General features: G+C 60.4%; 21 protein-coding genes and 1 pseudogene. 8 read left to right on the forward strand and 14 right to left on the reverse strand.

Annotation, left to right across the window (positions count from 1 at the left end; genetic code table 11):
• Nucleotides 1-131 precede the first annotated feature (131 nt).
• The 3 genes from plsB to ACMYUN_RS09215 all read left to right on the forward strand — a co-directional run bounded on the left by plsB (nt 132) and on the right by ACMYUN_RS09215 (nt 3,867).
• Entirely contained in the window at nt 132-2,633 is a 2,502-nt protein-coding gene (plsB, locus tag ACMYUN_RS09205) for a glycerol-3-phosphate 1-O-acyltransferase PlsB (protein ID WP_110600147.1), read from the forward strand.
• Between the two features lie 119 nt (nt 2,634-2,752).
• A complete protein-coding gene (locus ACMYUN_RS09210) occupies nt 2,753-3,151 on the forward strand; it encodes a YbaY family lipoprotein (RefSeq protein ID WP_415763528.1) in 399 nt (132 codons plus the stop codon).
• Between the two features lie 26 nt (nt 3,152-3,177).
• On the forward strand, nt 3,178-3,867 hold the full coding sequence (locus ACMYUN_RS09215) for a DUF4197 domain-containing protein (RefSeq protein WP_016771492.1): 690 nt from the start codon (nt 3,178-3,180) through the stop codon (nt 3,865-3,867).
• Here ACMYUN_RS09215 and ACMYUN_RS09220 read toward each other — a convergent pair.
• From ACMYUN_RS09220 to ACMYUN_RS09230, 3 genes and pseudogenes are all read right to left on the reverse strand, one after another.
• Nucleotides 3,864-4,997 (reverse strand): annotated as a pseudogene (locus ACMYUN_RS09220) (Fic family protein). The gene ACMYUN_RS09215 and the pseudogene ACMYUN_RS09220 overlap by 4 nt on opposite strands.
• A 698-nt stretch (nt 4,998-5,695) precedes the next feature.
• Complete coding sequence (locus ACMYUN_RS09225) at nt 5,696-8,764, reverse strand: efflux RND transporter permease subunit (RefSeq protein WP_310406723.1); 3,069 nt, start codon at nt 8,762-8,764, stop codon at nt 5,696-5,698.
• Nucleotides 8,765-8,770: 6 nt separating this feature from the next.
• Nucleotides 8,771-9,871 (reverse strand): efflux RND transporter periplasmic adaptor subunit, encoded by a 1,101-nt coding sequence (locus ACMYUN_RS09230; protein ID WP_415763529.1) that lies wholly within the window; start codon nt 9,869-9,871, stop codon nt 8,771-8,773.
• A 94-nt stretch (nt 9,872-9,965) separates the two neighbouring features.
• On the opposite strand from ACMYUN_RS09230, the gene ACMYUN_RS09235 reads away from it, so the two are divergent.
• Nucleotides 9,966-10,619: a TetR/AcrR family transcriptional regulator gene (locus ACMYUN_RS09235; RefSeq protein ID WP_415763530.1), complete on the forward strand. Its 654-nt coding sequence runs from the start codon at nt 9,966-9,968 to the stop codon at nt 10,617-10,619.
• Between the two features lie 84 nt (nt 10,620-10,703).
• Here ACMYUN_RS09235 and ACMYUN_RS09240 read toward each other — a convergent pair whose 3' ends face one another.
• Nucleotides 10,704-11,486, reverse strand: a complete 783-nt coding sequence (locus ACMYUN_RS09240; RefSeq protein ID WP_415763531.1) for a class I SAM-dependent methyltransferase — start codon at nt 11,484-11,486, stop codon at nt 10,704-10,706.
• A 92-nt stretch (nt 11,487-11,578) separates the two neighbouring features.
• Between ACMYUN_RS09240 and ACMYUN_RS09245 the strand changes: the two genes are divergently transcribed.
• A complete protein-coding gene (locus tag ACMYUN_RS09245) occupies nt 11,579-12,199 on the forward strand; it encodes an energy transducer TonB (protein WP_415763532.1) in 621 nt (206 codons plus the stop codon).
• A 3-nt stretch (nt 12,200-12,202) separates the two neighbouring features.
• Here ACMYUN_RS09245 and ACMYUN_RS09250 read toward each other — a convergent pair whose 3' ends face one another.
• The 7 genes from ACMYUN_RS09250 to ppc form a co-directional block, all read right to left on the reverse strand.
• Nucleotides 12,203-12,895, reverse strand: coding sequence for an extensin family protein (locus ACMYUN_RS09250; protein ID WP_415763533.1), 693 nt, complete (start codon nt 12,893-12,895; stop codon nt 12,203-12,205).
• Between the two features lie 2 nt (nt 12,896-12,897).
• Complete coding sequence (locus tag ACMYUN_RS09255; protein ID WP_415763534.1) at nt 12,898-13,734, reverse strand: isocitrate lyase/PEP mutase family protein; 837 nt, start codon at nt 13,732-13,734, stop codon at nt 12,898-12,900.
• A 30-nt stretch (nt 13,735-13,764) separates the two neighbouring features.
• Entirely contained in the window at nt 13,765-14,625 is an 861-nt protein-coding gene (locus tag ACMYUN_RS09260; protein ID WP_415763535.1) for a DUF72 domain-containing protein, read from the reverse strand.
• On the reverse strand, nt 14,625-14,933 hold the full coding sequence (locus ACMYUN_RS09265; protein ID WP_042606956.1) for a hypothetical protein: 309 nt from the start codon (nt 14,931-14,933) through the stop codon (nt 14,625-14,627). The genes ACMYUN_RS09260 and ACMYUN_RS09265 overlap by 1 nt, the downstream gene beginning before the upstream one ends.
• Nucleotides 14,934-15,191: 258 nt before the next feature.
• Entirely contained in the window at nt 15,192-15,866 is a 675-nt protein-coding gene (tsaB, locus tag ACMYUN_RS09270) for a tRNA (adenosine(37)-N6)-threonylcarbamoyltransferase complex dimerization subunit type 1 TsaB (protein ID WP_095180471.1), read from the reverse strand.
• A gap of 96 nt (nt 15,867-15,962) precedes the next feature.
• A complete protein-coding gene (gene adk / locus ACMYUN_RS09275; protein ID WP_217864255.1) occupies nt 15,963-16,613 on the reverse strand; it encodes an adenylate kinase in 651 nt (216 codons plus the stop codon).
• Between the two features lie 300 nt (nt 16,614-16,913).
• Complete coding sequence (gene ppc, locus ACMYUN_RS09280) at nt 16,914-19,544, reverse strand: phosphoenolpyruvate carboxylase (RefSeq protein WP_310406708.1); 2,631 nt, start codon at nt 19,542-19,544, stop codon at nt 16,914-16,916.
• A gap of 212 nt (nt 19,545-19,756) precedes the next feature.
• Between ppc and ACMYUN_RS09285 the strand changes: the two genes are divergently transcribed.
• From ACMYUN_RS09285 to ACMYUN_RS09295, 3 genes are all read left to right on the forward strand, one after another.
• Complete coding sequence (locus ACMYUN_RS09285) at nt 19,757-20,101, forward strand: pilin assembly protein (RefSeq protein WP_065615306.1); 345 nt, start codon at nt 19,757-19,759, stop codon at nt 20,099-20,101.
• A gap of 366 nt (nt 20,102-20,467) precedes the next feature.
• Nucleotides 20,468-20,872 carry a DUF4398 domain-containing protein gene (locus tag ACMYUN_RS09290; protein ID WP_024011747.1) on the forward strand — a complete coding sequence of 135 codons (405 nt, stop codon included), beginning with the start codon at nt 20,468-20,470 and terminating at the stop codon, nt 20,870-20,872.
• Between the two features lie 55 nt (nt 20,873-20,927).
• Nucleotides 20,928-21,716, forward strand: coding sequence for an OmpA family protein (locus ACMYUN_RS09295; protein WP_024011746.1), 789 nt, complete (start codon nt 20,928-20,930; stop codon nt 21,714-21,716).
• Nucleotides 21,717-21,888: 172 nt separating this feature from the next.
• Here the strand turns inward: ACMYUN_RS09295 and ACMYUN_RS09300 are convergent, their stop codons facing one another.
• From ACMYUN_RS09300 to ACMYUN_RS09310, 3 genes are all read right to left on the reverse strand, one after another.
• Nucleotides 21,889-22,218, reverse strand: a complete 330-nt coding sequence (locus ACMYUN_RS09300; RefSeq protein ID WP_039762415.1) for a hypothetical protein — start codon at nt 22,216-22,218, stop codon at nt 21,889-21,891.
• Complete coding sequence (locus ACMYUN_RS09305) at nt 22,215-23,120, reverse strand: alpha/beta hydrolase (protein WP_415763536.1); 906 nt, start codon at nt 23,118-23,120, stop codon at nt 22,215-22,217. Before ACMYUN_RS09305 ends, ACMYUN_RS09300 begins: the two co-directional genes overlap by 4 nt.
• Nucleotides 23,121-23,271: 151 nt before the next feature.
• A complete protein-coding gene (locus tag ACMYUN_RS09310; RefSeq protein ID WP_415763965.1) occupies nt 23,272-24,522 on the reverse strand; it encodes a flavohemoglobin expression-modulating QEGLA motif protein in 1,251 nt (416 codons plus the stop codon).
• Nucleotides 24,523-24,592 lie beyond the last annotated feature (70 nt).

Consider the following 24,592-nt stretch of genomic DNA (forward strand, 5'->3'; position numbering starts at 1 on the left):
GAGTATATGACAGGTGAAGAAACTCTCAACAGGAGATTACTTCGGCGCTTTTTTGCCGATTTTCAGCGAATCCGTCACACTATCGACCGCCCGAGCGCCTGCTCGGTTTTATTCACTCACGCAGAAGCCGTATGACCCGTTCCCCGTTCCGCCGTCTTGTGTTTGGCACCCTGCGCCGCCTGCTGTATCTCTGGGTTCGCTCCGAGACTATCAATCAGTCGTCGTTCACTCTTAACCTCGACCGCAGTCGTCCGGTGTTCTACGTCCTGCAAAACCCATCGCTGACCGATCTGGCGGTGGTCGACACCGAATGCACCAAGGCCGGCCTGCCGCGCCCGGTGCTGGCGGTGTCGGTGGGTTCGCTTATAGAGCCGGCGGCGTTTTTCTACCTGACGCCGGACCCGGACTGGCTCGGTCGCCAAGACAAACGCGGCGCGCCGCCGACCCTCACCCGTCTGGTCAGCGCGCTGACGCAGAACGCTGCCGAAGACGCGCAAATCATTCCGGTCAGCGTGTTCTGGGGCCAGTCGCCAGACAGCGAAAACAGCCCGTGGAAACTGTTGTTTGCTGACAGCTGGGCGGTCACCGGTCGTCTGCGCCGACTGCTGAGCATCATCGTCCTCGGGCGTAAAACCCGCGTGCAGTTTTCCGCGCCGATCCACCTGCGCGAACTGATCGATCACAATAAGGGCCATGAGCGCACCGTGCGCATGGCCCAGCGCATCCTGCGCGTGCACTTCCGCAACCTGAAAGCTGCGGTGATCGGTCCGGACATTTCTCACCGGCGCAATCTGGTCAAAGGCCTGCTCAACCAGCCACTGGTCAAACAGGCGATCCTTGACGAGGCCGAGCGCGAAAAAATCTCCCCGGAAAAAGCCAAGGCCCAGGCCCTGCGCTATGGCAACGAGATCGCCTCGGACTACACCTACACCGCGATCCGTTTTCTCGAAGTGGTGCTGAGCTGGTTCTGGAACAAGATCTACGACGGCATCAAGGTCAACCACATCGAGGGCGTGCAGAATGTCGCGCAGGGTCACGAAGTGATCTACGTACCGTGCCATCGCAGCCACATCGACTACCTGCTGCTTTCCTATCTGCTGTTCCGCAATGGCCTGACCCCGCCGCACATCGCCGCCGGGATCAACCTCAACATGCCGGTAATCGGCAGCCTGCTGCGGCGTGGCGGGGCGTTCTTCATGCGCCGCACCTTCAAGGGCAATCCGCTGTACACCTCGGTGTTCAACGAATACCTGCACACCCTGTTCACCAAAGGTTTCCCGGTCGAATATTTCGTCGAGGGCGGGCGCTCGCGCACCGGGCGCATGCTGCAACCGAAGACCGGGATGCTCGCGATCACCCTGCGCAGTTTCCTGCGTTCGTCGCGGATGCCGATCGTGTTCGTGCCGGTGTACATCGGTTACGAGCGCGTGCTCGAAGGCCGCACCTACCTCGGCGAACTGCGTGGGGCGAGCAAGAAAAAAGAGTCGATTTTCGACATTTTCAAAGTGATCGGCGCGCTCAAGCAGCGTTTCGGTCAGGTCGCGGTGAACTTCGGCGAGCCGATCAAACTCGCGGAATTCCTCGACGCCGAGCAACCGGACTGGCGCCAGCAGGAGCTCGGCCCGCAGTTCAAACCGGCGTGGCTCAACGAAACCACCAACCGCCTCGGCGAAAAAGTCGCCCGGCACCTCAACGAAGCGGCGGCAATCAATCCAGTGAATCTGGTGGCGCTGGCCCTGCTGTCGACCACGCGTCTGGCCCTGGACGATCGGGCCATGGCGCGGGTGCTGGATCTGTATCTGGCATTGCTGCGCAAAGTCCCGTATTCACCGCACACGACCTTGCCGGAAGGCGATGGCCGTGCGCTGATCGAGCATGTAAAGGACATGGATCTGCTCGCCGAGCAGAACGATGCGCTGGGCAAGATTCTGTATCTGGACGAGCAGAACGCCGTCCTGATGACTTACTACCGCAACAACGTCCTGCACATTTTCGCCCTGCCCTCGTTGCTCGCGAGTTTCTTCCAGAGCACCTCGCGCATGAGCCGCGAGCAGATCCTGCGCTATACCCGCGCGCTGTATCCGTACCTGCAATCGGAGCTGTTCATCCGCTGGAGCCTGGATGAGCTCGACGCAGTGATCGATCAGTGGCTGGAAGCGTTCGTCGAGCAGGGTTTGTTGCGGTTCGAGAAAGATCTGTATCTGCGTCCGGCGCCGAGTTCGCGGCATTTCGTGCTGCTGACGTTGCTGTCGAAAAGCATCGCGCAGACCCTGCAGCGCTTCTACATGACCGTATCTTTGCTGCTCAACAGCGGCCAGAACAGCATCAGCGCCGAAGAGCTGGAAGACCTCTGCACGGTCATGGCCCAGCGTCTGTCGATCCTCCATGGCCTGAACGCCCCAGAGTTTTTCGACAAGAGCCTGTTCCGCCACTTCATCCAGACCCTGCTCGACCTCGACGTCCTGCGCCGCGACGAAGCCGGCAAGCTCAGCTACCACGAACTGCTCGGCGAGCTGGCCGAAGGCGCGGCCAAGCGCGTGTTGCCGGCGGAGATTCGCCTGTCGATCCGCCAGGTCGCGCTGCACCGCAGTGAAGATGCGGCGGATCAGATCACGCCACAGCCTGAGGCTTGAAGCCTTACCCCTGTGGGAGCGAGCCTGCTCGCGAAGACGGAATGTCAGTCGAGATTTAGTTTGACTGACCCAGCGCTTTCGCGAGCAGGCTCGCTCCCACATTGAAAGGAGATTCACCCATGAAAAAACTGCTAACCCTCGCCGCCGCCACCCTCCTCAGCGCCTGCCAATCAACCACCCCTGCCGGCAAGGCCAGCCTCGACGGCGAAGTCTTCTACCTGCAACGCATCGCCCTGCCCCCGAGCGCGACCCTGAGCGTGAGCCTGCAGGATGTGTCGCTGGCCGATGCGCCAGCCGTCGTCCTCGACCAACAGAAAGGCCCAATCAAAGGGCAGGTGCCGCTGCCGTTTCATTTGAGCTACGATCCGGCGCAGGTCAAATCCGGCCACCGCTACTCGATCAGCGCACGCATTGAAGTCAACGGCGAGCTGATGTTCATCACCACCGAAAACCACGCCGTGCAACTCGACGGCAACGACCCGCAGCCGCTGAAAATCCGCGTCGACGCCGTTCGTTAATCCACTTTCGCCACAAGGAAGCCGCCATGCGCCGCCCTACCCTTCGCTTCGCCGCCGCCTGCGCCGGCCTGCTGATCTCCGCCAACGCCTTGGCACTGTCGCTCAACGACCTGTCCCAGCAAGACGCCACCGGCGGCCTAAAGGACGCCCTGACCCAAGGCGCCCAGATCGCCGTGAAACAACTCGGCACCCCGGGCGGCTTCAGCAACAACCCCGAAGTGAAAATCGAACTGCCGGGCAAACTCGGCAAAGCCGCCAGCAAAATGAAAGCCTTCGGCATGGGCGCCCAGGTCGAAGAACTGGAAACCGCGATGAACAAAGCCGCCGAATCCGCAGTGACCCAGGCCCAGCCCATCCTCGTCGACGCCGTGAAGAAAATGAGCGTGGCCGACGCCAAAGGCATCCTCAGCGGCGGCAATGATTCCGCCACCCAATACCTGAACAAATCCAGCCGCGAACAGATCCGCGCGAAATTCCTGCCCATCGTCAAGCAAGCCACCGACAAGGTCGGCGTCGCGCAGAAGTACAACGCCTTTGCAGGTCAAGCTGCGGCCTTCGGCGTAGTCGATGCGAAGAGCGCGAACGTTGAGAGCTACGTTACTGAACAGGCACTCAATGGTTTGTTCGAGATGATCGGCAAGCAGGAAGAGACGATACGTCAGAACCCGGCCGCTGCGGCAACGAGTCTGGCGAAGAAGGTGTTTGGTACGCTTTAAGACGTCATCACACTGGGGCGAGGCGACTCGCCCTCGAGCCATTCAGCCTTTTTCTGACGAACATTGGTGTATCCGACCACGGCTCGCAAAATTACCGCGCATTGAAACTCGATGAAATAAGTCAGATCCAGCTCATCCGCCTCGGTGTGCAGGTAGGAGCGTCCGTATTTCACCGGTGCATTGCGCAGCAGCAGACTGATCGCAATGTAGCGAAACGCCGCGAACTCATGTTTGAACATGAACCAGTAAAACAAGGCTCTCGCGACCCGCCCGTTACCGTCGCGAAATGGATGTTCATAACCCATGGCGAAATGCAGCGTCACGGCCTTGATCAGTGGATGCAGATAATTTTTGTCCAGAATCGAGGCAGCGGGCCGGTTGATCCAGGCGGACAGCCTCGCCAACCGCGCAACCAATCCTGCAGCAGGAGGTGGTCGGTGCACGGTGTTGCCTGAACCATCCTGAACAACCACCTCATCATTGGTCCGGAACAATCCGGGGGAGTACTGCTCGTCATCGATCCCCTCCACACCCACTCGATGGATCTCTGCAATCAGCTCAATGCTCAGAGGTTCATAACGCTTTTCCCAAGCGAAATTCATCATTCGATAATTACCCATGACCATGCGCTCATCCGGCGTCCGCGGCTGGCGCTGATGCTTGAGCATGTCCTTGGCAACACGAGTCGTGGTCGCCGCACCCTCCAACTGGCTACTGGCGATGGCCTCGTCTTCGATCAAGTCATTGAGCAGACAACAGAAATGCGCCCGCTCGCCGATCTGACTGGTCATGTAATCCAGCGCGGCCGTACTGGCGTAACGATCCACCACAGACAAGGTTTTCTGCGCCAACGGCGTCGGCACGTATTTGCCCCACTGCACCGGCTCGCCCAACGGCAACAAATGAATGTACTGGGCCGCCCGCGCCTTTTTCACCAACGCCCAACAAAGATTCGCGTCCAACCCTCCCGCCCAGCGATAGCGCAACGCCTCGAATGGCAGATAGCGCCCCTGGTCATCCAGCGGCTTGAGCAGCGCCAGATAATCCGCAAGTCATTGCTTGTGTGGCGAGCGGGCCAACAGGTCGAAAACAGGATCCGTTCTGCCGGCTAATGGCGGTGGTTTCTTCATCGGACAGACTCAAGGACTCGGAAAACAGAACCCGGAGTACAGCATTCGACGGCCAGCGCCTCAAGATCGGAGGTTTCTGAAAAAACTGTGGGAAGGCAGCGCGAATTGGCGATTTGAAATGAATTGCCTGTCAGACCGCCTTCGCGAGCAGGCTCGCTCCCACAGGAGATCGAGTACATCTGATGGCGAATGGTTGGCCGAGAGGGCGTCATCGCGAGCAGGCTCACTCCTACAATTGGATCGGGTACACCCGCGAAATCAGGTCAGCTGTCAGGCCTCCTTCGCGAGCAGGCTCGCTCCCACAGAAAAGCAAGCAGCGCAGCTGCCCGCGGCGAAGCCGCACCACTCAACAATGAGCGCAAGCTCGAGTGCTCTTGATCTTGATCCACCGGCGACGTCGGAAGGCTGAGTGGAGGGATTGATCCGGGCGTGGGAGCGCAGCGACCGTCTGGCGCAGCCAGACACAGCGGAAGGAGGTGCAGCGAAGCAAACCGTAGCCGCTGCGCCCGGATCAGTCCCGGAGCGAAGGGACCCGAGCCTGCGAGGGCCGAACGTAGGAGCTAGCGTTTTTTGCTTACTTTTTTTGGCGCTTGTAAAAAAGTAAGTCGCCGTCAGGCGAAACCGCCAGCAGCCGCTACCGCAGCAACGGATATTCGCGCAAAACCCCAACAGCCTGGTCGGCCCGAGGCCGCCAAGGATCAACCCTCCCGACGAACCCTGAACCAGGCCGCATACAACGCCGGCAAAAACAGCAGCGTCAGCGCCGTCGCCACAATCAACCCACCCATGATCGCCACCGCCATCGGCCCGAAAAACACACTGCGCGACAGCGGAATCATCGCCAGCACCGCCGCCAGCGCCGTCAACACAATCGGCCGGAACCGCCGCACCGTAGCCTCGATAATCGCCTGCCAGGGCCTGAGCCCCGATGCAATATCCTGCTCGATCTGATCGACCAGAATCACCGAATTGCGCATGATCATCCCGGACAGCGCGATCGTCCCGAGCATCGCCACGAACCCGAACGGCTGCCTGAACACCATCAGAAACAGGGTCACCCCGATCAAGCCCAACGGCGCGGTGAGAAACACCATCGCCGTACGCGAGAAACTGCGCAGCTGCACCATCAGCAAGGTCAGCACCACGACGATGAACATCGGCACCCCGGCGTTCACCGACTTCTGCCCGCGCTCGGAATCCTCCACCGTGCCGCCGACATCCAGCAGATAACCATCGGGCAATTCAGCGCGAATCGGGTCCAGCGTCGGCATGATCTGCTTGACCAGCGTCGCTGGCTGCTCCTTGCCATAAATGTCCGCCCGGACCGTCACGTTCGGCAGGCGGTTGCGGTGCCAGATGATGCCTTCTTCGAAGCCATATTCCAGCGTAGCAATCTGCGACAACGCCACGCTGCGACCGTTATCCGTCGGCACCGCGAGACTCGGCAATAGCGACAACTCAGTACGTTCATGCACGGTGCCGCGCAGCAGAATCTCGATCAATTCGTTGTCTTCGCGGTACTGGCTGACCGTCGAGCCGACCAGTGAACTCTGCAGGAATTTCGCCAGATTGGCCGTGCTTACGCCAAGCGCGCGAGCGCGATCCTGATCGATGTTCAGATAAACAACTTTGCTCGGCTCCTCCCAGTCCAGATGCACGTTGACCACATGCGGATTCTCGCGAACCTTCGCTGCGACTTTGCGCGCCAACGCACGGACTTCTTCAATGTGCTCGCCAGTGACGCGGAACTGCACCGGATAGCCAACCGGCGGGCCGTTTTCCAAACGAGTGACCCGCGAACGCAGGGCCGGGAACTGTTCGTTGAGGGTTTCGATCAACCAGCTGCGCAGCGCTTCACGCTCTTCAATGGTTTTCGCCAACACGACGAACTGGGCAAAACTCGCCGCCGGCAGTTGCTGATCCAGCGGCAGATAAAAGCGTGGCGAACCGGTGCCGACATAGGCCACGTAATTGTCGATGCCGGCGTGCTCCTTCAGCAGCGCTTCGAGGCGTTTGACTTCGCTGGTGGTATTGGCCAGCGAAACACCTTCGGCCAATTTCAGGTCGACCATCAACTCCAGCCGGTTCGAAGCCGGAAAGAACTGCTGCGGGACGAAGCGGAACAACATCACCGAGGCGATAAACAGGCCGACGGTGAGCACGATCACCGTCTTGCGATGGGCCACGCACCACTCCACCAGACGCCGCACGCGCTGATAGAACGGCGTGGCATACGGATCAGGCTGACCATCGCCAGTACCGTGTTTTGCCGCGTGAATTTTCGCCAGATCCGGCAGGAGTTTTTCCCCCAGATACGGCACGAACATCACCGCCGCGACCCACGACGCGAGCAAGGCAATGGTCACCACCTGGAAAATCGAGCGGGTATATTCGCCGGTGCCGGACTGCGCAGTGGCAATCGGCAGGAAACCGGCGGCGGTGATCAACGTGCCGGTGAGCATCGGGAATGCGGTGCTGGTCCAGGCATAACTCGCCGCGCGAATGCGGTCGAAGCCCTGCTCCATTTTGATCGCCATCATTTCCACGGCGATGATCGCGTCGTCCACCAGCAAACCCAGCGCCAGCACCAGCGCACCGAGGGAAATCTTGTGCAGGCCGATGCCGAGGTAATACATGCAGGCGAAGGTCATCGCCAACACCAGTGGAATGGTCAGCGCGACGACCATGCCGGTGCGCACGCCGAGGGAGAAGAAACTCACCAGCAAGACGATCGCCAGCGCCTCAACCAACACCTGAACGAACTCGCCGACGCCGGTTTTTACCGCTGCCGGCTGATCGGAAACCTTGCGCAGTTGCATGCCGGCCGGGAGGTTCTTCTGGATCCGCGAGAACTCGCCTTCCAGCGCCTTGCCCAGGACGAGAATGTCGCCGCCGTCCTTCATCGCCACGGCCAGACCGATTGCGTCGTCGCCCATGAAACGCATGCGCGGCGCCGGTGGGTCGCTGAAACCGCGACGCACATCGGCGATATCGGCGATGCGGAACGTACGATCGGCGACGCGGATCGGAAAGCTCTTTATCTCATCGACTGTCTGAAAATTCCCCGAAACACGTAACTGCAAGCGCTCGCTGCCGGTCTCGAAGAACCCTGCCGTGGACACCGCGTTCTGCTCTTCCAGCGCCTGTTGCACCGCCGCCAGCGGCAAGCCGAGGGTGGCGAGTTTGACGTTGGACAGCTCGACCCAGATTTTCTCGTCCTGCAGGCCGAGCAGTTCGACCTTGCCAACGTCCTTGACCCGCTGCAGCTGGATCTGGATGCGGTCGGCGTAATCCTTGAGCACGGCGTAGTCAAAACCATCGCCGGTGAGCGCATAGATATTGCCGAAGGTGGTGCCGAACTCATCGTTGAAGAACGGCCCCTGGATTCCCGGCGGCAAGGTTTGGCGGATGTCGCCGACCTTCTTGCGCAACTGATACCAGAGGTCGGGGATGTCCTTGGAGTGCATCGAATCGCGGGCAATGAAAGTGACCTGGGATTCACCGGGGCGGGAGAACGACATGATGCGTTCGTACTCGCCGGTTTCCATCAGCTTTTTTTCGATACGTTCGGTGACCTGGCGCGAGACCTCCTGCGCGGTCGCACCGGGCCAGCGGGTCTGAATCACCATCGCCTTGAAGGTGAACGGCGGGTCTTCACTCTGGCCGAGTTTGGTGTAGGACAACGCGCCGACAACGGCGAGCAAAAGCATCAGGAACAGTACGATCTGGCGATTACGCAACGCCCATTCGGAGAGGTTGAAGCGCATCGGGGCTTACTCCTTGTTCGCCAGATTGACCACACGGTTGGAGCGATCCACTGGTCGCACCTGCTGGCCCTCGAGCAATACGTGGACACCGGCAGCCACTACCCAGTCGCTGGCATTCAGGCCTTCGAGCACCGCCACGCTTTTCTCGCCGAACGGACCGACCCGCACGGGGGTTTTCTTCAACGTGTTGTTGCCATTGACCACCCAGACGTAGGTCGCGCCGTTTTCAGCGGTCAGCGCGGAAAGCGGTATCGACAACGAGACACTGTCGGCCGACTGCACGAACACCCGGGCGCTTTGCCCCAATTCGGCCGGGACTTTGCCGCTGGTGAACGAGATGCGCGCGGCAAAAGTGCGTGAACGCGGATCGGCGGACGGCGACAACTCGCGGATCTGCCCGGCGAAGCGTTGATTCTGCTGTGCCCACAACTCCACGGTCACTGGCTGACCGACCTTGAAGCGGCCAAAGCTTTGCTCCGGCAGGCTGATCAACACTTCGCGCTCACCATCGGTGGCGAGGGTGAACACGGTTTGCCCGGCAGCGACCACTTGGCCGACTTCCACCGAACGCTTGGCCACCACACCGTCCTGTGGCGCACGCAGCACCGCGTAACTGGCCTGGTTGGTCGAAACGTTGAATTCGGCTTTGATTTGTTTAAGGCGCGCTTCGCCGGAGCGATATAGATTTTCCGCATTGTCGTAGGCCGAGCGGCTGACCATCTGCCGCTCCATCAGGGTTTTGTAGCGATCGCGCTCAGCGCGCACCAGGTTCAGATTGGCCTCGGCGGCAGCAACCTGCGCGCGGGTGGCTTCCAGTTGCAGGCGCACATCCTGCGGATCGAGTTCGGCCAATGGCTGATCGGCCTTGACGCGCTGGCCTTCGTCGACCAGTCGTCGGCTGACTTTGCCGCCGATGCGGAACGCCAGATCAGGCTCATAACGGGCTCGCACCTCGCCCGGATAACTTTCCATCGCCTGCGCCGAAGGCTCGGGCTGTACCACCATGGCCGGTCGCACGGTGACTTTGGTCCCCTCTTCCTGACCGCACGCCGATAACAGGAACGCCAGACTGACTGGCACGGCAAAGGACAACGCATGGCGGAACATGGTGACGGACCTTTCGCGAATGAGGCTTGGAATATTTATACTGGCGGGTATGGTATTAATAGCAAACTCACCAGTCCAGTATTAAAAGCGAAGAATGTCGAACAATCTTTCAGCTCCAAACGGTCCGGGTCGTCCCAAGGATCTGGCCAAGCGCCAGGCGATCCTGAATGCGGCAAAAACCCTGTTTCTCTGCCATGGCTACGCCAACACCAGCATGGACGCGGTGGCCAGCGAGGCCGGCGTGTCGAAGCTGACGGTCTATAGCCATTTCAACGACAAGGAGACGCTGTTTTCCGCTGCCGTCGTCGCGAAATGCGAGGAGCAATTGCCACCGTTGTTTTTCGAATTGCCGGAAAACATCCCGGTGGAAAATGTATTGCTGAACATTGCCCGGGGCTTCCACCAACTGATCAATAGCGATGAATCAGTGAACCTGCACCGCCTGATCATGGCGCTGGGCAGTCAGGACCCGAAGCTGTCTCTGATTTTCTTCGAGGCCGGCCCCGAGCGCGTGGTCAACGGCATGGAAGGTCTGCTGGCGAAAATCCATGCAACCGGCGCGCTGAGCATCGACCAGCCACGCAACGCCGCCGAGCACTTCTTCTGCCTGATCAAAGGCGCGGGAAATTTTCGTTTGTTGTACGGCTGCGGCGAGCCGCTGACCGGAGAGGCAGCGGAACGGCATGTGCGGGAGGTGGTGGGGTTGTTTATCAGGGCCTATGGGGGAGGAGCAGCTGCGAGCTTCTAGCTACAAGCTGCAAGAAAAAGCAAAAGCAGTGAATTGGCTCTGGCTTGTAGCTTGTAGCTTGTAGCTTGTAGCTTGCAGCTGCCTTTAAGACTTCAGCGCTTTCTTCGGATAAATGTCATACCGGCTCGATTTGCCATCCAGCGCATGGCTCGGTTTCGGCCCTTCGATGCAGGGTGCCTTGCGCGGGCGCTTGACCACCACCCGGTGCGTGGCCAGCGCCAGCGCGGCTTCAAGCAAGGCAGGGGCATCCGGATCGTCGCCGACCAGCGGGCGGAACAGGCGCATTTCCTTTTTCACCAGCGCGGTTTTCTCACGATGCGGGAACATCGGGTCGAGGTAGATCACCTGCGGCGGCTCCCCTTCCCAACTGCGCATCACTTCGATGGAATTGCCCTTGAGCAACTTCATCCGCGCCACGATCGGCGCTACATCGAAATCTTCTGCCGCCCGGGCCAAGCCGTCCTCAAGCAGTGCGCCGATCAGCGGCTGGCGCTCGATCAGGCTCATTTCACAACCGAGACTGGCCAGCACAAACGCGTCCTTGCCCAGGCCTGCCGTGGCATCCAGCACCCGCGGGCGCACGCCTTTGGCGATGCCGACCGCTTTAGCAATCATCTGCCCGCTGCCGCCACCATACAAACGACGATGCGCCGCGCCGCCCTCGACAAAGTCGACCCGCACCGGGCCCGGGGCATCCGGGCCGAGCTGCTGCAACTGCAAACCCTGCTCGCCGACCTGCAAGGCGAACTCGCCGTCCGTCTCGCCGAGCGGCAGGCCGAGACGTTCGGCCCAGTGCTCGGCTTGCGCTTGAAACGTCGGGGCGAGGGCCTGGACATGGATGCGGCAGGCCGCGGGTGACTCGATCATGAAAAAACGCTCAAAAAAGTTAAGGATCGACAAAAACCGCCGATAAACCATTCAACGCGCATTTTGCCAGAGCTGAGCGTCAACCGAAAAAAATGTCAGGCATTCTTCCCACATCGATTGGCTACGTTTCGCCCCATGGCGACTTCAGCCGTCATAACACTCAAGCACTGAGCGGCGTCAGTCACCTGTGGCAGGATTTCTTTGCCCAGGCCCTGGCCGAACAGACGAGTGAAGTGGTGCCGGCCTGCGGCACGTTTCCACCGGTTGACCTGAACAGCCCGGAAGAACCAACCGTTGGCAGCGAGCTGCACGCGCACATCGTCAGCCAGCGCGAATGCGATGTGGTCGAAACCCAGGTTCGCCCGCCAGAGCCACTGTTCCTGCCGATCGCCGAGTTCGAAATGGAGCTGCTGGACAAGCCGTTCCCACCGTTCCCGCCAGAAGAACTCCAGGCTCAGCAAGAGCAGCAGGATTTCGACAGCAGCTGGGTACGCCCGATCGTGATCAACAATGGCCAGCCACTGCCGGAGCCAGGTCCTGCTCCGCAGAAACGTCCGCTGTACCTGCCGATTGCCGAGTTCGACCTGGACTTGCTGCAGAAGCCTTACCCGCCGTTCCCGCCGGAAGAAATCGTCGAGCAACAGAAAGCGCTGGACTTCGATAATGGCTGGGCGCGCCCGATCGTTCTGCAGAACCTGCGCCTCGCCGCCTGATTCTCAGCGACACACGCTCCAGCGCCCGACATCGACATGAAAGTGATTGCGATGAGCGGCGTTGTAATCCGGGCTCAACACCACACTGAATGACTCGCAGGCGCCGTCACGCAGCTGGCGCAGAAACTCTGCGTCCTGATTCTGCCTGGGCCAATCCTTGAGCACGCTGATCGTGCGTCCGTCAGCCAGGCGGAAACCGGCGATGTCCAGCGCGTCGGCGCTGGCATGTCGGCTAAGGGCACCGCTCTCACGGTTGTAGACATTGCGACAGGCAAAGCTGCCCAAGTGATCGACCCGCGCGATCTTCTGGCGGTAAAGCGATTGCGCCGCCGGTTGCAGGGTGTGGTGTTCAAACATTGCGTAGGCCACCGCCAGCGGGCAACTGGCGATGAAACTGCTGCTCAGCGCCACTTCACCGCCCTGCACCCGCAGAGCACCGATCAGCGGACACTTGGCTCCGGGACTGTCGGCCTGGGGACTGACGCGCAGATCCGAGCTGCTCAATGCCTGTGCGCACAATTCAGGATCACTGCGCAGGCGCATGAGTTTGTAACCGGTCAGCCAGTTGGGCGCGGCTTTTATGTCCAATGGCGCCCACGGATTCCACTGTGGCGGCACCTCCAGCCAGCCGCGCCAGACACTTACCGCTGCACCACCCATCGCGAGCAACAACCCCCAGAACAGCCAACGTCCCATGCTCAGTCCTTGAAGAATTGATTGGCCCTGGCATACGGCATCGACTGTGACGTGAAGCCAAAGGTGCCGGATTGCTGGATTTCTTCAGCCGCGCGGAAGAACTCGCCGAACGCCGCCAGCGCCAGTGCCGAGCCGGTGCTGATGCGGCGTACGCCCATTTCCTCAAGTTGCTGCACGGTCAGTTTCAAACCGCCAGACATCAACACATTGACCGGTTTTGGCGCCACCGCTTGCACCACTGCGAGCACTTCCTCGGCGCTGCGCAAACCCGGTGCATAGAGCACGTCGGCACCCGCCTCGGCAAATGCCTGCAAACGGCGAACGGTGTCGTCGAGGTCAGGGTTGCCGTGCAGGTAGTTTTCCGCTCGAGCGGTGAGGATGAAGGGAAACGGCAGCGTGCGCACCGCCGCGACAGCGGCTTCAATCCGCGCCACGGCGTGTTCGAAGCAATAGATCGGTGCGTCCGCACGGCCCGTGGCATCTTCGATCGACCCGCCCACCGCGCCCGCTTCGGCGGCGCGCAAGAGACTCTGCGCAGACTCGACCGGATCATCGGCAAAACCGTTTTCCAGATCCACCGCCACAGGCAGATCCGTCGCTGCGACAATCGCCCGGACATTGGCCAGGGTCTCGTCGAGACTCAACGCGCCATCAGCCTTGCCCTGGGAAAACGCGTAACCGGCGCTGGTGGTGGCCAAGGCCTGATAGCCGAGACTGGCGAGCATTTTCGCCGAGCCGGCGTCCCACGGATTGGGGATGACGAAGATTCCCTGGCGATCATGCAGGGCCTTGAAGGCTTGGGCTTTGAGGAGTTGCTGTTGACTGACTTCGACGTTCATCGACGAGCTCCCGGGCAGAAAAAAACCGCCTCAGAGCAAGCCAAGCTGCTCGACGGCGGGTTCTCTGTATAGCTCAGGCAGCGTGGGCAAGCCAGGCAAACGTTGCACCAGCTGGGCGTGAAAACGTTGCGCGAGTTTCGCTGCCAACAGGTTGTCGGCGGTGTGCAGGAAGATGTAAGGCGTGCGCCCCTCTTCGATCCATTCAGCAATCTTCGCCACCCACGGCATGAGAAACGCATCGTTGGCCTCAAGCTCGGGATGGCCGATGAAACGCACCTGCGGAAACTGCGTGAACGCCGCCGGACGGGTCGGTACACGCGGCTTTTTCGACTGCGCGTGGATCACCGAGGACTCGGTCGACAGGCAACTGAACAGCGCGCGCGGGTCGAGGCAGATGCGCTCGACACCGCGATCCAGCAGCAGACGATTGAGCAGGCGCTCGCTCTCGCCTTTGGCGAAGAACTGTTCATTGCGCACCTCGACCGCGAGCGGGCAATCCAGCGCATCGATGAACGCCGCCAGTTCCGGCAGACGCTGCGGCGTGAAGCTTTTCGACAGTTGCAGCCACAGCGGCGAAACACGTTCGCCTAACGGCTTGAGTAATTGCAGGAAGGTTTCGGCAGCGGTCAGTTGCTCGCACAAGTCGCCACTGTGGCTGATGTCGCCGGGGAATTTGGCAGTGAAGCGAAAGTGCGCCGGCATGATCTCGGCCCAGCGCTGCACAGTGGCTGGCGATGGGCTGGCGTAGAAGGTGGTGTTGCCTTCGACGGCGTTGAACACCTGGCAGTAGAGAGCGAGAAAGTCAGAAGTTTTTGCGTCTACCGGATACAGATACTCGCGCCAGGCATTTTCACTCCAGGACGGGCATCCGAGGTAGTAAGGCAAATTCATCAGATATACAGATCGAGGCCCAGCACGTCCGCATCCCAGTCGACAAAACCGGCGGTGCTCAAGTAGCTGGCCAGGGCCATGGCTACGCTTTTCTTCATCGCGCGGTGGTAGATCATGTCTTGTTGACGGGCAGGCAGATTGCTCAGGCGTTGCGCGGTGGCTTGAGCAGCACGGGCGGCCATCTGCTCTTCGCTCGGGAATTCCAGCTCGCCGTCGATGATGTCGACGGATTCATCCAGCGCCGCATTGCCTTTACGCGGCTTGCGCTTGATGGGGTAGGACTGAGTGGAAACGCCGTCTATACGCATAATGTCATGCTCGGTATCAATGATGGCAATTTAGCGGCACTTGACCGACTTAGCAAACCGCCGAGTGATAACTAGAACACAGAAAGCGCAAAAGGTTTTAAGCGAGGGGTCGGAAACTGACGATTGGCGATATTTATATGTGACCAGCGAACCTGTGGGAGCGAGCCTGCTCGCGAAGGGTCCAGCACATTCAACACATGCATTGACTGACCAGAAGCCTTCGCGAGCAGGCTCGCTCCCACAGGAGAAAGCGTCGTATCAGCGGGCTTTGGGGGTGGCGACTTTATCGCGCAGGTAGACGGGCTGGGCGTCATCCGCCGGGATCGCCTCGCCGCGTTCCCAAGCGAAACGCGCGAGCGTTAGCAGGTCTTCGGCGTGGGGCAGCATGCCCGCGTCGGAGCCGCTCAGATTGACCGCGATGCGTTCGCCGTAGCCCCAGCCGGTACCGGCACCGAACCAATCGCCACTGGCATCAGCGGGCAACGCGGCGACTTCCGGTGGTAACACGGCTTCGGCGCCAACCAGACGCATCTCCCCCGCCGTCTCGCGGTAGCAGCCCCAATACACTTCATCCATCCGCGCATCGATGGCGGCTGCCACCTGGCTTACGCCATGTTCACGAAAGGCACGCTGGGCCAGCACCGCAAGGTTGGATACCGGCAACACCGGACGATCCAGAGCAAAGGCCAAACCCTGCACTACGCCAATGGCAATACGCACACCGGTAAACGCGCCCGGGCCACGGCCGAAGGCAATCGCGTCGACCGCTTGCAGCGTGGTACCCGCATCGGCGAGCAATTGCTGGATCATCGGCAGCAACTTCTGCGCGTGCAAACGCGGGATCACCTCGTAATGGCTCGTGACCTTGCCGTCATGCAGCAAGGCAACGGAGCAAGCTTCAGTCGCGGTGTCCAGGGCCAGCAAGGTGCTCATCGATGTTTCCAAAACAGGGGTGGGGAAAAAAGTGCGTCAGTATAAACAACTACGGCCCGCAAGCGGGCCGTGGATTGATGCTGCGGTTCAGACTTTTCAGCTCAGCGCAGCCAACACCTTGGCGGTGATCGCATCGACCGAACCCACGCCCGGAATGTGGCTGTACTTCGGCTTGCCACCATTGGCGGCCGACAGCTTCTGGTAGAACTCCACCAGCGGCTTGGTCTGCGAATGGTAGACCGACAGGCGATGACGCACGGTTTCTTCAGTGTCGTCCTTGCGCTGCACCAGTTCTTCGCCGGTGATGTCGTCCTTGCCAGCCAGTTTCGGCGGGTTGTAGACGATGTGGTACACGCGGCCGCTGGCTTCGTGAACACGACGACCGGCGATGCGCTGGACGATTTCTTCGTCTTCAACAGCGATTTCCACCACTGCGTCCAGCTCGACACCGGCAGTGACCAGTGCTTCAGCCTGCGGAATCGTGCGCGGGAAGCCGTCGAACAGGAAACCGTTGGCGCAATCAGGTTGAGCGATGCGGTCCTTGACCAGCGCGATGATCAGGTCATCCGACACCAAGCCGCCGGCATCCATGATGCTCTTGGCTTGCACGCCCAGTGGAGTGCCAGCCTTGACCGCCGCACGCAGCATGTCGCCGGTGGAGATTTGCGGAATGCCGAATTTCTCGGTGATGAACTTTGCCTGAGTACCTTTACCGGCCCCGGGAGCTCCCAGCAGAATGACGCGCATCGATGTGCTCCTCAATTTTTTATATAAAAGCTTTACAAAACAAAGGATTCGCTCGTAACCAGCGGATCCTGAAAATACGGGTCGTGGCCGCACAAACGGCCAAAGGCTGATCAAGATACACAGCAGGCTGCGCCCACACAAGACGCCAAAAGTCGGAGAAACCGACGCCCGCCGTGACCTTGCGACGCGGTAACCCAAGTCGCAACCCCAACATTAACTGTCGCCTCGCGGCACTTTCCTACGCCAGGCGTGGCGACATCCGGCTCTCATCGCGAATGCCGCCTGAACTGCTCAGCAACCTTAGCCGGTATTGCGCAATCCGGCGGCAATCCCCGCCACAGACACCAGCAGCGCCTGTTCTACCGGGCTGCCCTGCTCGACTTCCTGCTGCCGCGAACGCGCCAACAGTTCGGCCTGCAATAGATGCAGCGGGTCGAGGTAGGTGTTGCGCAGGCGGATGAATTCGAGGGTGTCCGGGCTGTGCGCCAGCAGCTGCGACTGCCCGGTCAGACCAAGCACCACGGAGCAGGCCTGCGACAATAGGTCGCGTAACTGCGCGCCCAACGGCAGCAGGTTCGCCTCGACCAAACGTTCATCGTAGGACTGCGCGATATCCGCGTCGGCCTTGGCCAGCACCATTTCCAGCATGTCGATGCGGGTGCGGAAGAACGGCCACTGTTCGCGCATCTGCCCAAGCAATTCGCCCTCGCCGCGCTCGAGCGCCTTGCTCAGTGCGGTCTCCCAGCCCAGCCAGGCCGGCAGCATCAATCGGGTTTGGGTCCAACCGAAAATCCACGGGATCGCCCGCAGGCTTTCGATACCGCCGGCGCGGCGCTTGGCCGGGCGACTGCCGAGCGGCAGACGTCCCAATTCCTGCTCCGGGGTCGACTGACGGAAGTACTCAACGAATTGCGGATTTTCCCGCACGACCTGGCGGTAAGCGCTGACACCGTCCGCCGCCAATTCGTCCATCAGATGCCGCCATTCAGGCGTCGGCGGCGGTGGCGGCAACAAGGTCGCCTCGAGCACGGCGGCCAGATACAGATTGAGGTTTTGCTCGGCGATGTCCGGCAGGCCGAATTTGAAACGAATCATTTCGCCCTGCTCGGTGGTACGGAAACGCCCCGCCACCGAACCCGGCGGTTGCGACAGAATTGCCGCGTGCGCCGGACCGCCGCCACGGCCAACGGTACCGCCGCGACCGTGGAACAGCAGCAGTTCGACTTGCTGTTCGCGGCAGATTTCCACCAGGCGTTCCTGCGCGCGATATTGCGCCCAAGCCGCAGCAGTGGTGCCGGCATCCTTGGCCGAATCGGAATAGCCGATCATCACTTCCTGCGGGCCGTGCAGGCGCGCGCGATAGCCCGGCAACAACAGCAGACGCTCCATCACCGGTCCGGCGTTGTCGAGGTCGGCGAGGGTTTCGAACAGCGGCACCACGCGCATTGGCCGCAGGACACCAGACTCTTTGAGCAGCAGTTGCACCGCGAGCACATCAGAGGCGGCGCCAGCCATGGAGATCACGTAAGAACCCAGCGATGCAGCGGGTGCGGCGGCGATTTCCTTGCAGGTATTGAGCACTTCAGCGGTGTCGGCCGACGGTTTGAAATGCGCGGGCAGCAGCGGACGGCGGTTGCTCAGTTCTTCGGTGAGGAAATTGATGCGCCGTTCTTCGTCCCATTCCTCATAGCGGCCGAGGCCGAGGTAATCGGTGATTTCGGTCATTGCCGAGCTGTGCCGGGTCGAATCCTGACGCACATCGAGGCGCACCAGAAACAGGCCGAACGTCACCGCGCGGCGCAGGCAATCGAGCAACGGCCCGTCAGCGATAACGCCCATGCCGCACTCGTGCAGCGAGTTGAAACACAGCTGCAAAGGCTCAAGCAGATCGCGATTGTCGTGCAGCACATCGGCGGGCGCCGGGGTCGGCGCGGTCAATGCAGCGTGCGCCCAATTACGCGTCGCACGCAGACGTTCGCGCAATTGCTTGAGCACCGCGCGATAGGGTTCGGCACTGTCGCCGGCCTTGGCCTTCAGCGCGTCGCTGGCCTGCTGCATCGACAATTCGGCAGCCAGATGATCGACATCGCGCAGATACAAATCAGCGGCCATCCAGCGCGCCAGCAGCAAGACTTCGCGAGTGACGGCGGCGGTGACATTGGGGTTGCCGTCACGGTCGCCGCCCATCCATGAGGCGAAGCGGATCGGCGCGGCTTCCAGCGGCAAGCGCAGGCCCGTGGCGGCGAACAGCGCCTGATCGGCCTTGCGCATATGGTTGGGGATCGCCTGCCACAAAGAATGCTCGATCACTGCGAAGCCCCATTTGGCTTCATCAACCGGCGTCGGGCGGGTGCGGCGGATTTCTTCGGTGTGCCAGGCTTCGGCGATCAAGCGCTGCAACCTGGTCTGGATCTGCTCGCGCTCGGCGCTCGTCAGGTCGCGATGATCCTGCGCGGCCAGTTGCGCGGCGATCGCGTCGTACTTCTGGATCAACGTGCGTCGCGCCACTTCGGTCGGGTGCGCGGTCAGCACCAGTTCGATTTCCAGGCGCGCCAGTTGCCGGGCCAGAGATTCGGCGCTGTGGCCTTCGCTGCGCAGGCGCGCGAGCAGTTCCGGCAACACCCGCGACTCGAACGGCGCCGGTTGCGACTCCTCGCGGCGATGGATCAGCTGATATTGCTCGGCGATGTTGGCCAGGTTGAGAAACTGATTGAAGGCCCGGGCGACCGGAAGCAATTCGTCTTCGCTCAATTGATTGAGGCTGGCGCTCAGTTCGGCGTCCATCGAACCGCGCCGGTCGGCCTTGGCACCCTTGCGGATCTGCTCGATCTTATCGAGGAACGCCTCGCCGTACTGGTCTCGAATGGTGTTGCCCAACAGCTCTCCGAGCAGGTGAACGTCTTCGCGCAAGCGTGCATCAATATCGGTCATCAGCAGTTCTCCAGCGGTAATCGGGGACAGCGCAGAAATGAATGCTTTGCCAGAGAGTGCCGCTCTGCGCCGCTTCTTACAAGCAGGCGACGAATCGACTTAAACCTTGCGCGCGAAAGCCAGTCTCAACAGTAAGCCGTACGACGGCCCGCTGCCGGCGCTGCCGGCCATTCACCCAGGCCTGCCATCCGCAGGCGCTAAATGAGGTCATCATGAAAATTCGTGAACTCGCCCAGCATTGGGAAGAAAACGCCAAAGGTCGCCTGACCGATACTGGCTACACGATTCATCTGGATGTGGAATCCGCCGCCAGGCTGGCGGCGATTGCCGAGATGTATCCCAAGCGCCATCCCGAAGAACTGCTCGGCGAACTGATCGGCGCCGCACTTGAGGAGTTCGAAGCGAGCCTGCCGTATGTGAAGGGTTCGACGGTGGTGGCGACGGATGAAGAAGGTGATCCGTTGTACGAGGATGTCGGCCCGACGCCGCGTTTTCTGGCGTTGTCGCGACGGCATTTGCATGATTTGTCCTCGACTGAGAACAAACAGAAGCACTGATTCCTGACACCGAGAAAAATGTGGGAGCGGGCTTGCCCGCGATGGCGGCAGTTCAGTCAAAGATGTGCTGAGCATGATGGCCTCACCGCTGGCAAGCCAGCTCCCACAGGGTACTGATCATCCCTGATATCACCTTAAAACTCACCCGCGCGTACCGCTTCAAACCGCCAAAGTTCCCGTCCCAGAGCCTTGTCCAAACGGTCAATTTAATTTTTGGCGATAGGCCATCTTTTCTGAACTTTTCAAAAATGCCGCCGGTCGGAACAGGTAACCACGCCTGGAACGAGCGTTTCAATTCGCGTCAACAAGCGATGCTTTCGGCTCCTCTGCCAGGATGGATTCAGTTGTATTTTCAGGAGATGCCTAATGGAGTTGAAGACCATGAAAACCCAAACCTCGTTTTCCCACCTGCGCGGTCTGAAACTGGCCGCTCTGGCCATCGGCACCAGCTTCGTACTGGCCGGTTGCGCCGGTAACCCACCGACCGAGCAATACGCCGTGACCCAATCGGCCGTCAACAGCGCTGTCAGCGCTGGCGGTACCGAATTTGCTGCGGTGGAAATGAAGCAGGCTCAGGACAAACTGAAACAAGCTGAAATCGCCATGCACGACAAGAAGTACGACGAGGCCCGTCGCCTGTCCGAACAGGCTGAATGGGACGCTCGCGTCGCTGAACGCAAGGCTCAGGCCGCCAAGGCCGAACAGGCTGTGAAGGATTCCCAGAAAGGTGTTCAGGAACTGCGTCAGGAAAGCCAGCGCACCGTACAGTAAGCGCGCATCCCGACCGCAAAGCTGAAACTCTTACCGATAGAAAGGACGACAAATTATGCGTAAGCAACTGATGATTCCCGCTCTTCTGGCCGCAAGCGTTGCACTGGCTGCCTGCTCCACCCCGCCTAACCCGAACCTGGAACAGGCGCGCACCAACTACGCCGGCCTGCAGGCCAACCCACAGGCGAGCAAAGTCGCAGCACTGGAAACCAAAGACGCCAGCGATTACCTGGACAAGGCCGACAAGGCTTATCTGGACAAAGAAGACGCAGCCAAGGTTGATCAACTGGCTTACCTGACCAACCAGCGCGTCGAAGTGGCCAAGCAGACCATCGCTCTGCGCACCGCTGAAAACAACCTGAAAAACGCCGCTGCCCAACGAGCTCAGGCTCGCTTGGACGCGCGTGACCAGCAGATCAAACAGCTGCAGGACAGCCTCAATGCCAAGCAGACCGATCGCGGCACGCTGGTGACTTTCGGTGACGTGCTGTTCGCCACCAACAAGGCTGATCTGAAATCCAGCGGTCTGGTGAACATCAACAAACTGGCGCAATTCCTTCAGGAAAACCCGGATCGCAAAGTGATCGTCGAGGGTTACACCGACAGCACTGGCACCGCCAGCTACAACCAGTCGCTGTCCGAGCGCCGCGCGACTTCCGTGCAGATGGCTCTGATCAAGATGGGCGTCGATCCTTCGCGCATCGTCGCTCAGGGTTATGGCAAGGAATATCCGGTAGCGGATAACGGCAGCGTGTCGGGCCGTGCGATGAACCGTCGTGTGGAAGTGACCATTTCCAACGACAACCAGCCAGTAGCACCGCGTTCTTCGGTGAGCTCGAACTAAGCTTCACCGGGTAACGCAAAAGCCCCGCCTGGGTGATCAGGCGGGGCTTTTTCATGGGCGACCAGAAATTCCTTGTGGGAGCGAGCCTGCTCGCGAAAGCGGAGTGTCATACACATCAATGTTGAAGGTGAAACCGTATTCGCGAGCAGGCTCGCTCCCACATTTGATGGGGTTACTGCTCAAGCTTCTGCGGGGTCTCTTCACCCATGCAACGCACGGCTTTCTTCTGCGCATTGACCAACACCCCGGTCAACCCTTTCTGCTCGGTATCAAACAACACCAGCACGCCATCAATGCACTGCGCCACTTGCGGCGCGGGGGTCAGCGAGACTTTGTAGTCTTCGCCGGGCACGGTCTTGAGCATGGTGAATTCATTGAGCAGCAGCGCATCCTCGGGTTTGGCGAAGTGCAGGTAGCCGTAGTACCACAGCGCCCCGACGGTGCCGAGGATGCTGCAGATACCGGTGATGATCAGCGGGATGGCATTACGTTCTTCAGTCATTGCGGGGTCTCATCAGCAGAATTCGGAGGCGGCGGATAGTTGGGGATTTCGCCGAGGCGGCGCAGGCCGTCGAAGTGTTCCGGATCGTCGAGATAGCGCAGCATGACCTGCCGCCACACCGGGTCGCCGAAGGTCTGCACATGACCACCACGGGTCAGCTGCAACACGCGCGGCGGCGGCGCTGCCTGATACAGGCGAATGCCGTTGGCCATCGGCACCAGCGGATCGTCGATGCTGTGGAAGATCAGCTTGGGCACGCCCGTCAGCTGCGCCATTGAATTGATCGCGCTGTCGCCGTCCGGCACCAGCCACGACAGCGGCACTTGCAATGGCCAGGTCAGCCACGAAGTGCTGAGGGCGAATTGGCCGACGCTGCGATAACTGGCCGGCACACCATCGAGCACCAGGGCCTTGAGTTGTTTTTGCCGCTCCGGGTGCTGCGCCAGCCAATGCACCGACATCGCGCCGCCCAGACTCTGCCCGAGCAGCACCAGCGGTTTGCCTTTGACCTCAGGCGCGTTGTCGAGCCAGGCGAACGCCGCGTCGATGTCCTGATAGATCGCCGGCAGGCTCGGCTTGCCTTCGGACAAACCGTAGCCGCGATAGTCCACCAGCAGCACCTGATAGCCGTTCTTCGGCAACCACCAACTGCCGCCCAGATGCATCGGCAGATTACCGCCGTTGCCGTGCAGATGCAGGACCGTGCCTTTGACCTCGACCCCAGGTTTGGCCGGCAGCCACCAGGCGTTGAGCTTCAAGCCATCCGCGGTGACCAGCGTGACGGTGCGGTATTCGAGCTTGGCTTTGTCCGGGGTGAAGATCTGGCCCGGTTCAGGGTAGAACAGCAGCGAACTGCAACCGCCGAGGGTCAAGAGCAGGCAAAGGATGCCGAGGATTCTCATCCGGTGAAACCTCGCAAAAACGTGAGACCAACGCAGATCAAATGTGGGAGCGGGCTTGCTCGCGAACGCGGTGTGTCAGTCGACACCTTTTTTGAATGTCAGACCGCTTTCGCGAGCAAGCCCGCTCCCACAGGGGATATACGGGTTGGGGTTAAAGGATATTGGAATAGTCCGCCTCAATCCGGTCCAGGCTCAAATGGTTGAGGAAGTTGGAGAAACACATCCACGCCGACAACGCATTCAAGTCACGGAACTGATCCGGCAGATACTTCGGCGGTACCACCAGCCCCTCATCCACCAGTTGGCGCAGGGTACGCATGTCTTCCAGGGTGGTCTTGCCGCAGAACAACAGCGGGATCTGCTCAAGCTTGCCCTTGCGCACGGCCAACTGAATGTAGTTGTAAACCATGATGAAGCCCTTGAGGTAGGACAAGTCTTTGGTGAATGGCAGACCGGTCGGCGTCGAACCGCGAAACACCCGACTGGCGTTGCCATAGCTTTCCGCCATTTCGAAGCCTTGCTCGCGGAAGAACTCGAACACCTGCAAAAAGTCCGCGCCCTCCTCGACCATGTGAATCGCGCGGGTGCGATTGGTCAGTTTGCGCAGGCGACTTGGGTAGGAGGCGAACGTGATGATTTCCATCAGGATCGCCAGACCTTCCTGGGTCACGGTCGACGATGGCGGACCTTTCGACAGAAACGTGCAGATCGGCTGGTTCAAACCATTGAGCGTAGTGCCGACATGCACCAGCCCTTCGTGAACCTCCAGTGCGCGCACGTCACGGTTGTTGAACAGCGCATCGGTGCGGATCTTGATGTAGTCGGCGCCCGCCGCAGCGTCGGCGACGATGCCGTCGGACTCGAACACGCGAATGGTTTCTTCGGCTTCGCCAAACACCTTGTTCAAGCGGGTTTGCAGCAGGTGCACCGCGTCCTTGGCGGTAAGGATTTTCGGCTCATCCTTCAGATCGCCGCGCCCGTCGATGTTGTTCAGGTAGTCGGACATCATCAGGCCGAGGTCGGCGAGGGTCGGGTCACCGGCGTGGAAGGCATCGGACGCCGCGCCGTACAGCTCCTGCGAGATCAGCCCGAAGTCCTCGGTGCCGCGCGCTTCGAGCATGCGCACCACCATGCGGTATTCCTTGCACATGCGCCGCATGATCTGCCCGACCGGGTTGAACTGGCCGAGCTGGCGGGTGATGTCGCGCTCGATGTTCTGGAATTCCAGTTTGACCTGGCTCGAATCGAACGACAGCGGGCGGTTGAGGTAGTAGTCGCGATCCACCGCCGGCATTTCCTTGCCTTTGGCCTTGAGGAAACCCTTGCGCACGTTGTCGTCCCACTTGACCGCATCAAGCACGCGGATCGGCGTCTGCGCCAGCACAATGCGATCGGACAACATGCGTATCGTCTGCTGGTAATCGTCCACCCGAAACTCCTGTAGAAAACGTGACGTGCTGAAACTCAGTCTT

It is taken from the genome of Pseudomonas sp. CP4, from assembly GCF_047758505.1.
GTDB classification, from domain to species: Bacteria; Pseudomonadota; Gammaproteobacteria; order Pseudomonadales; family Pseudomonadaceae; genus Aquipseudomonas; species Aquipseudomonas fluorescens_AO.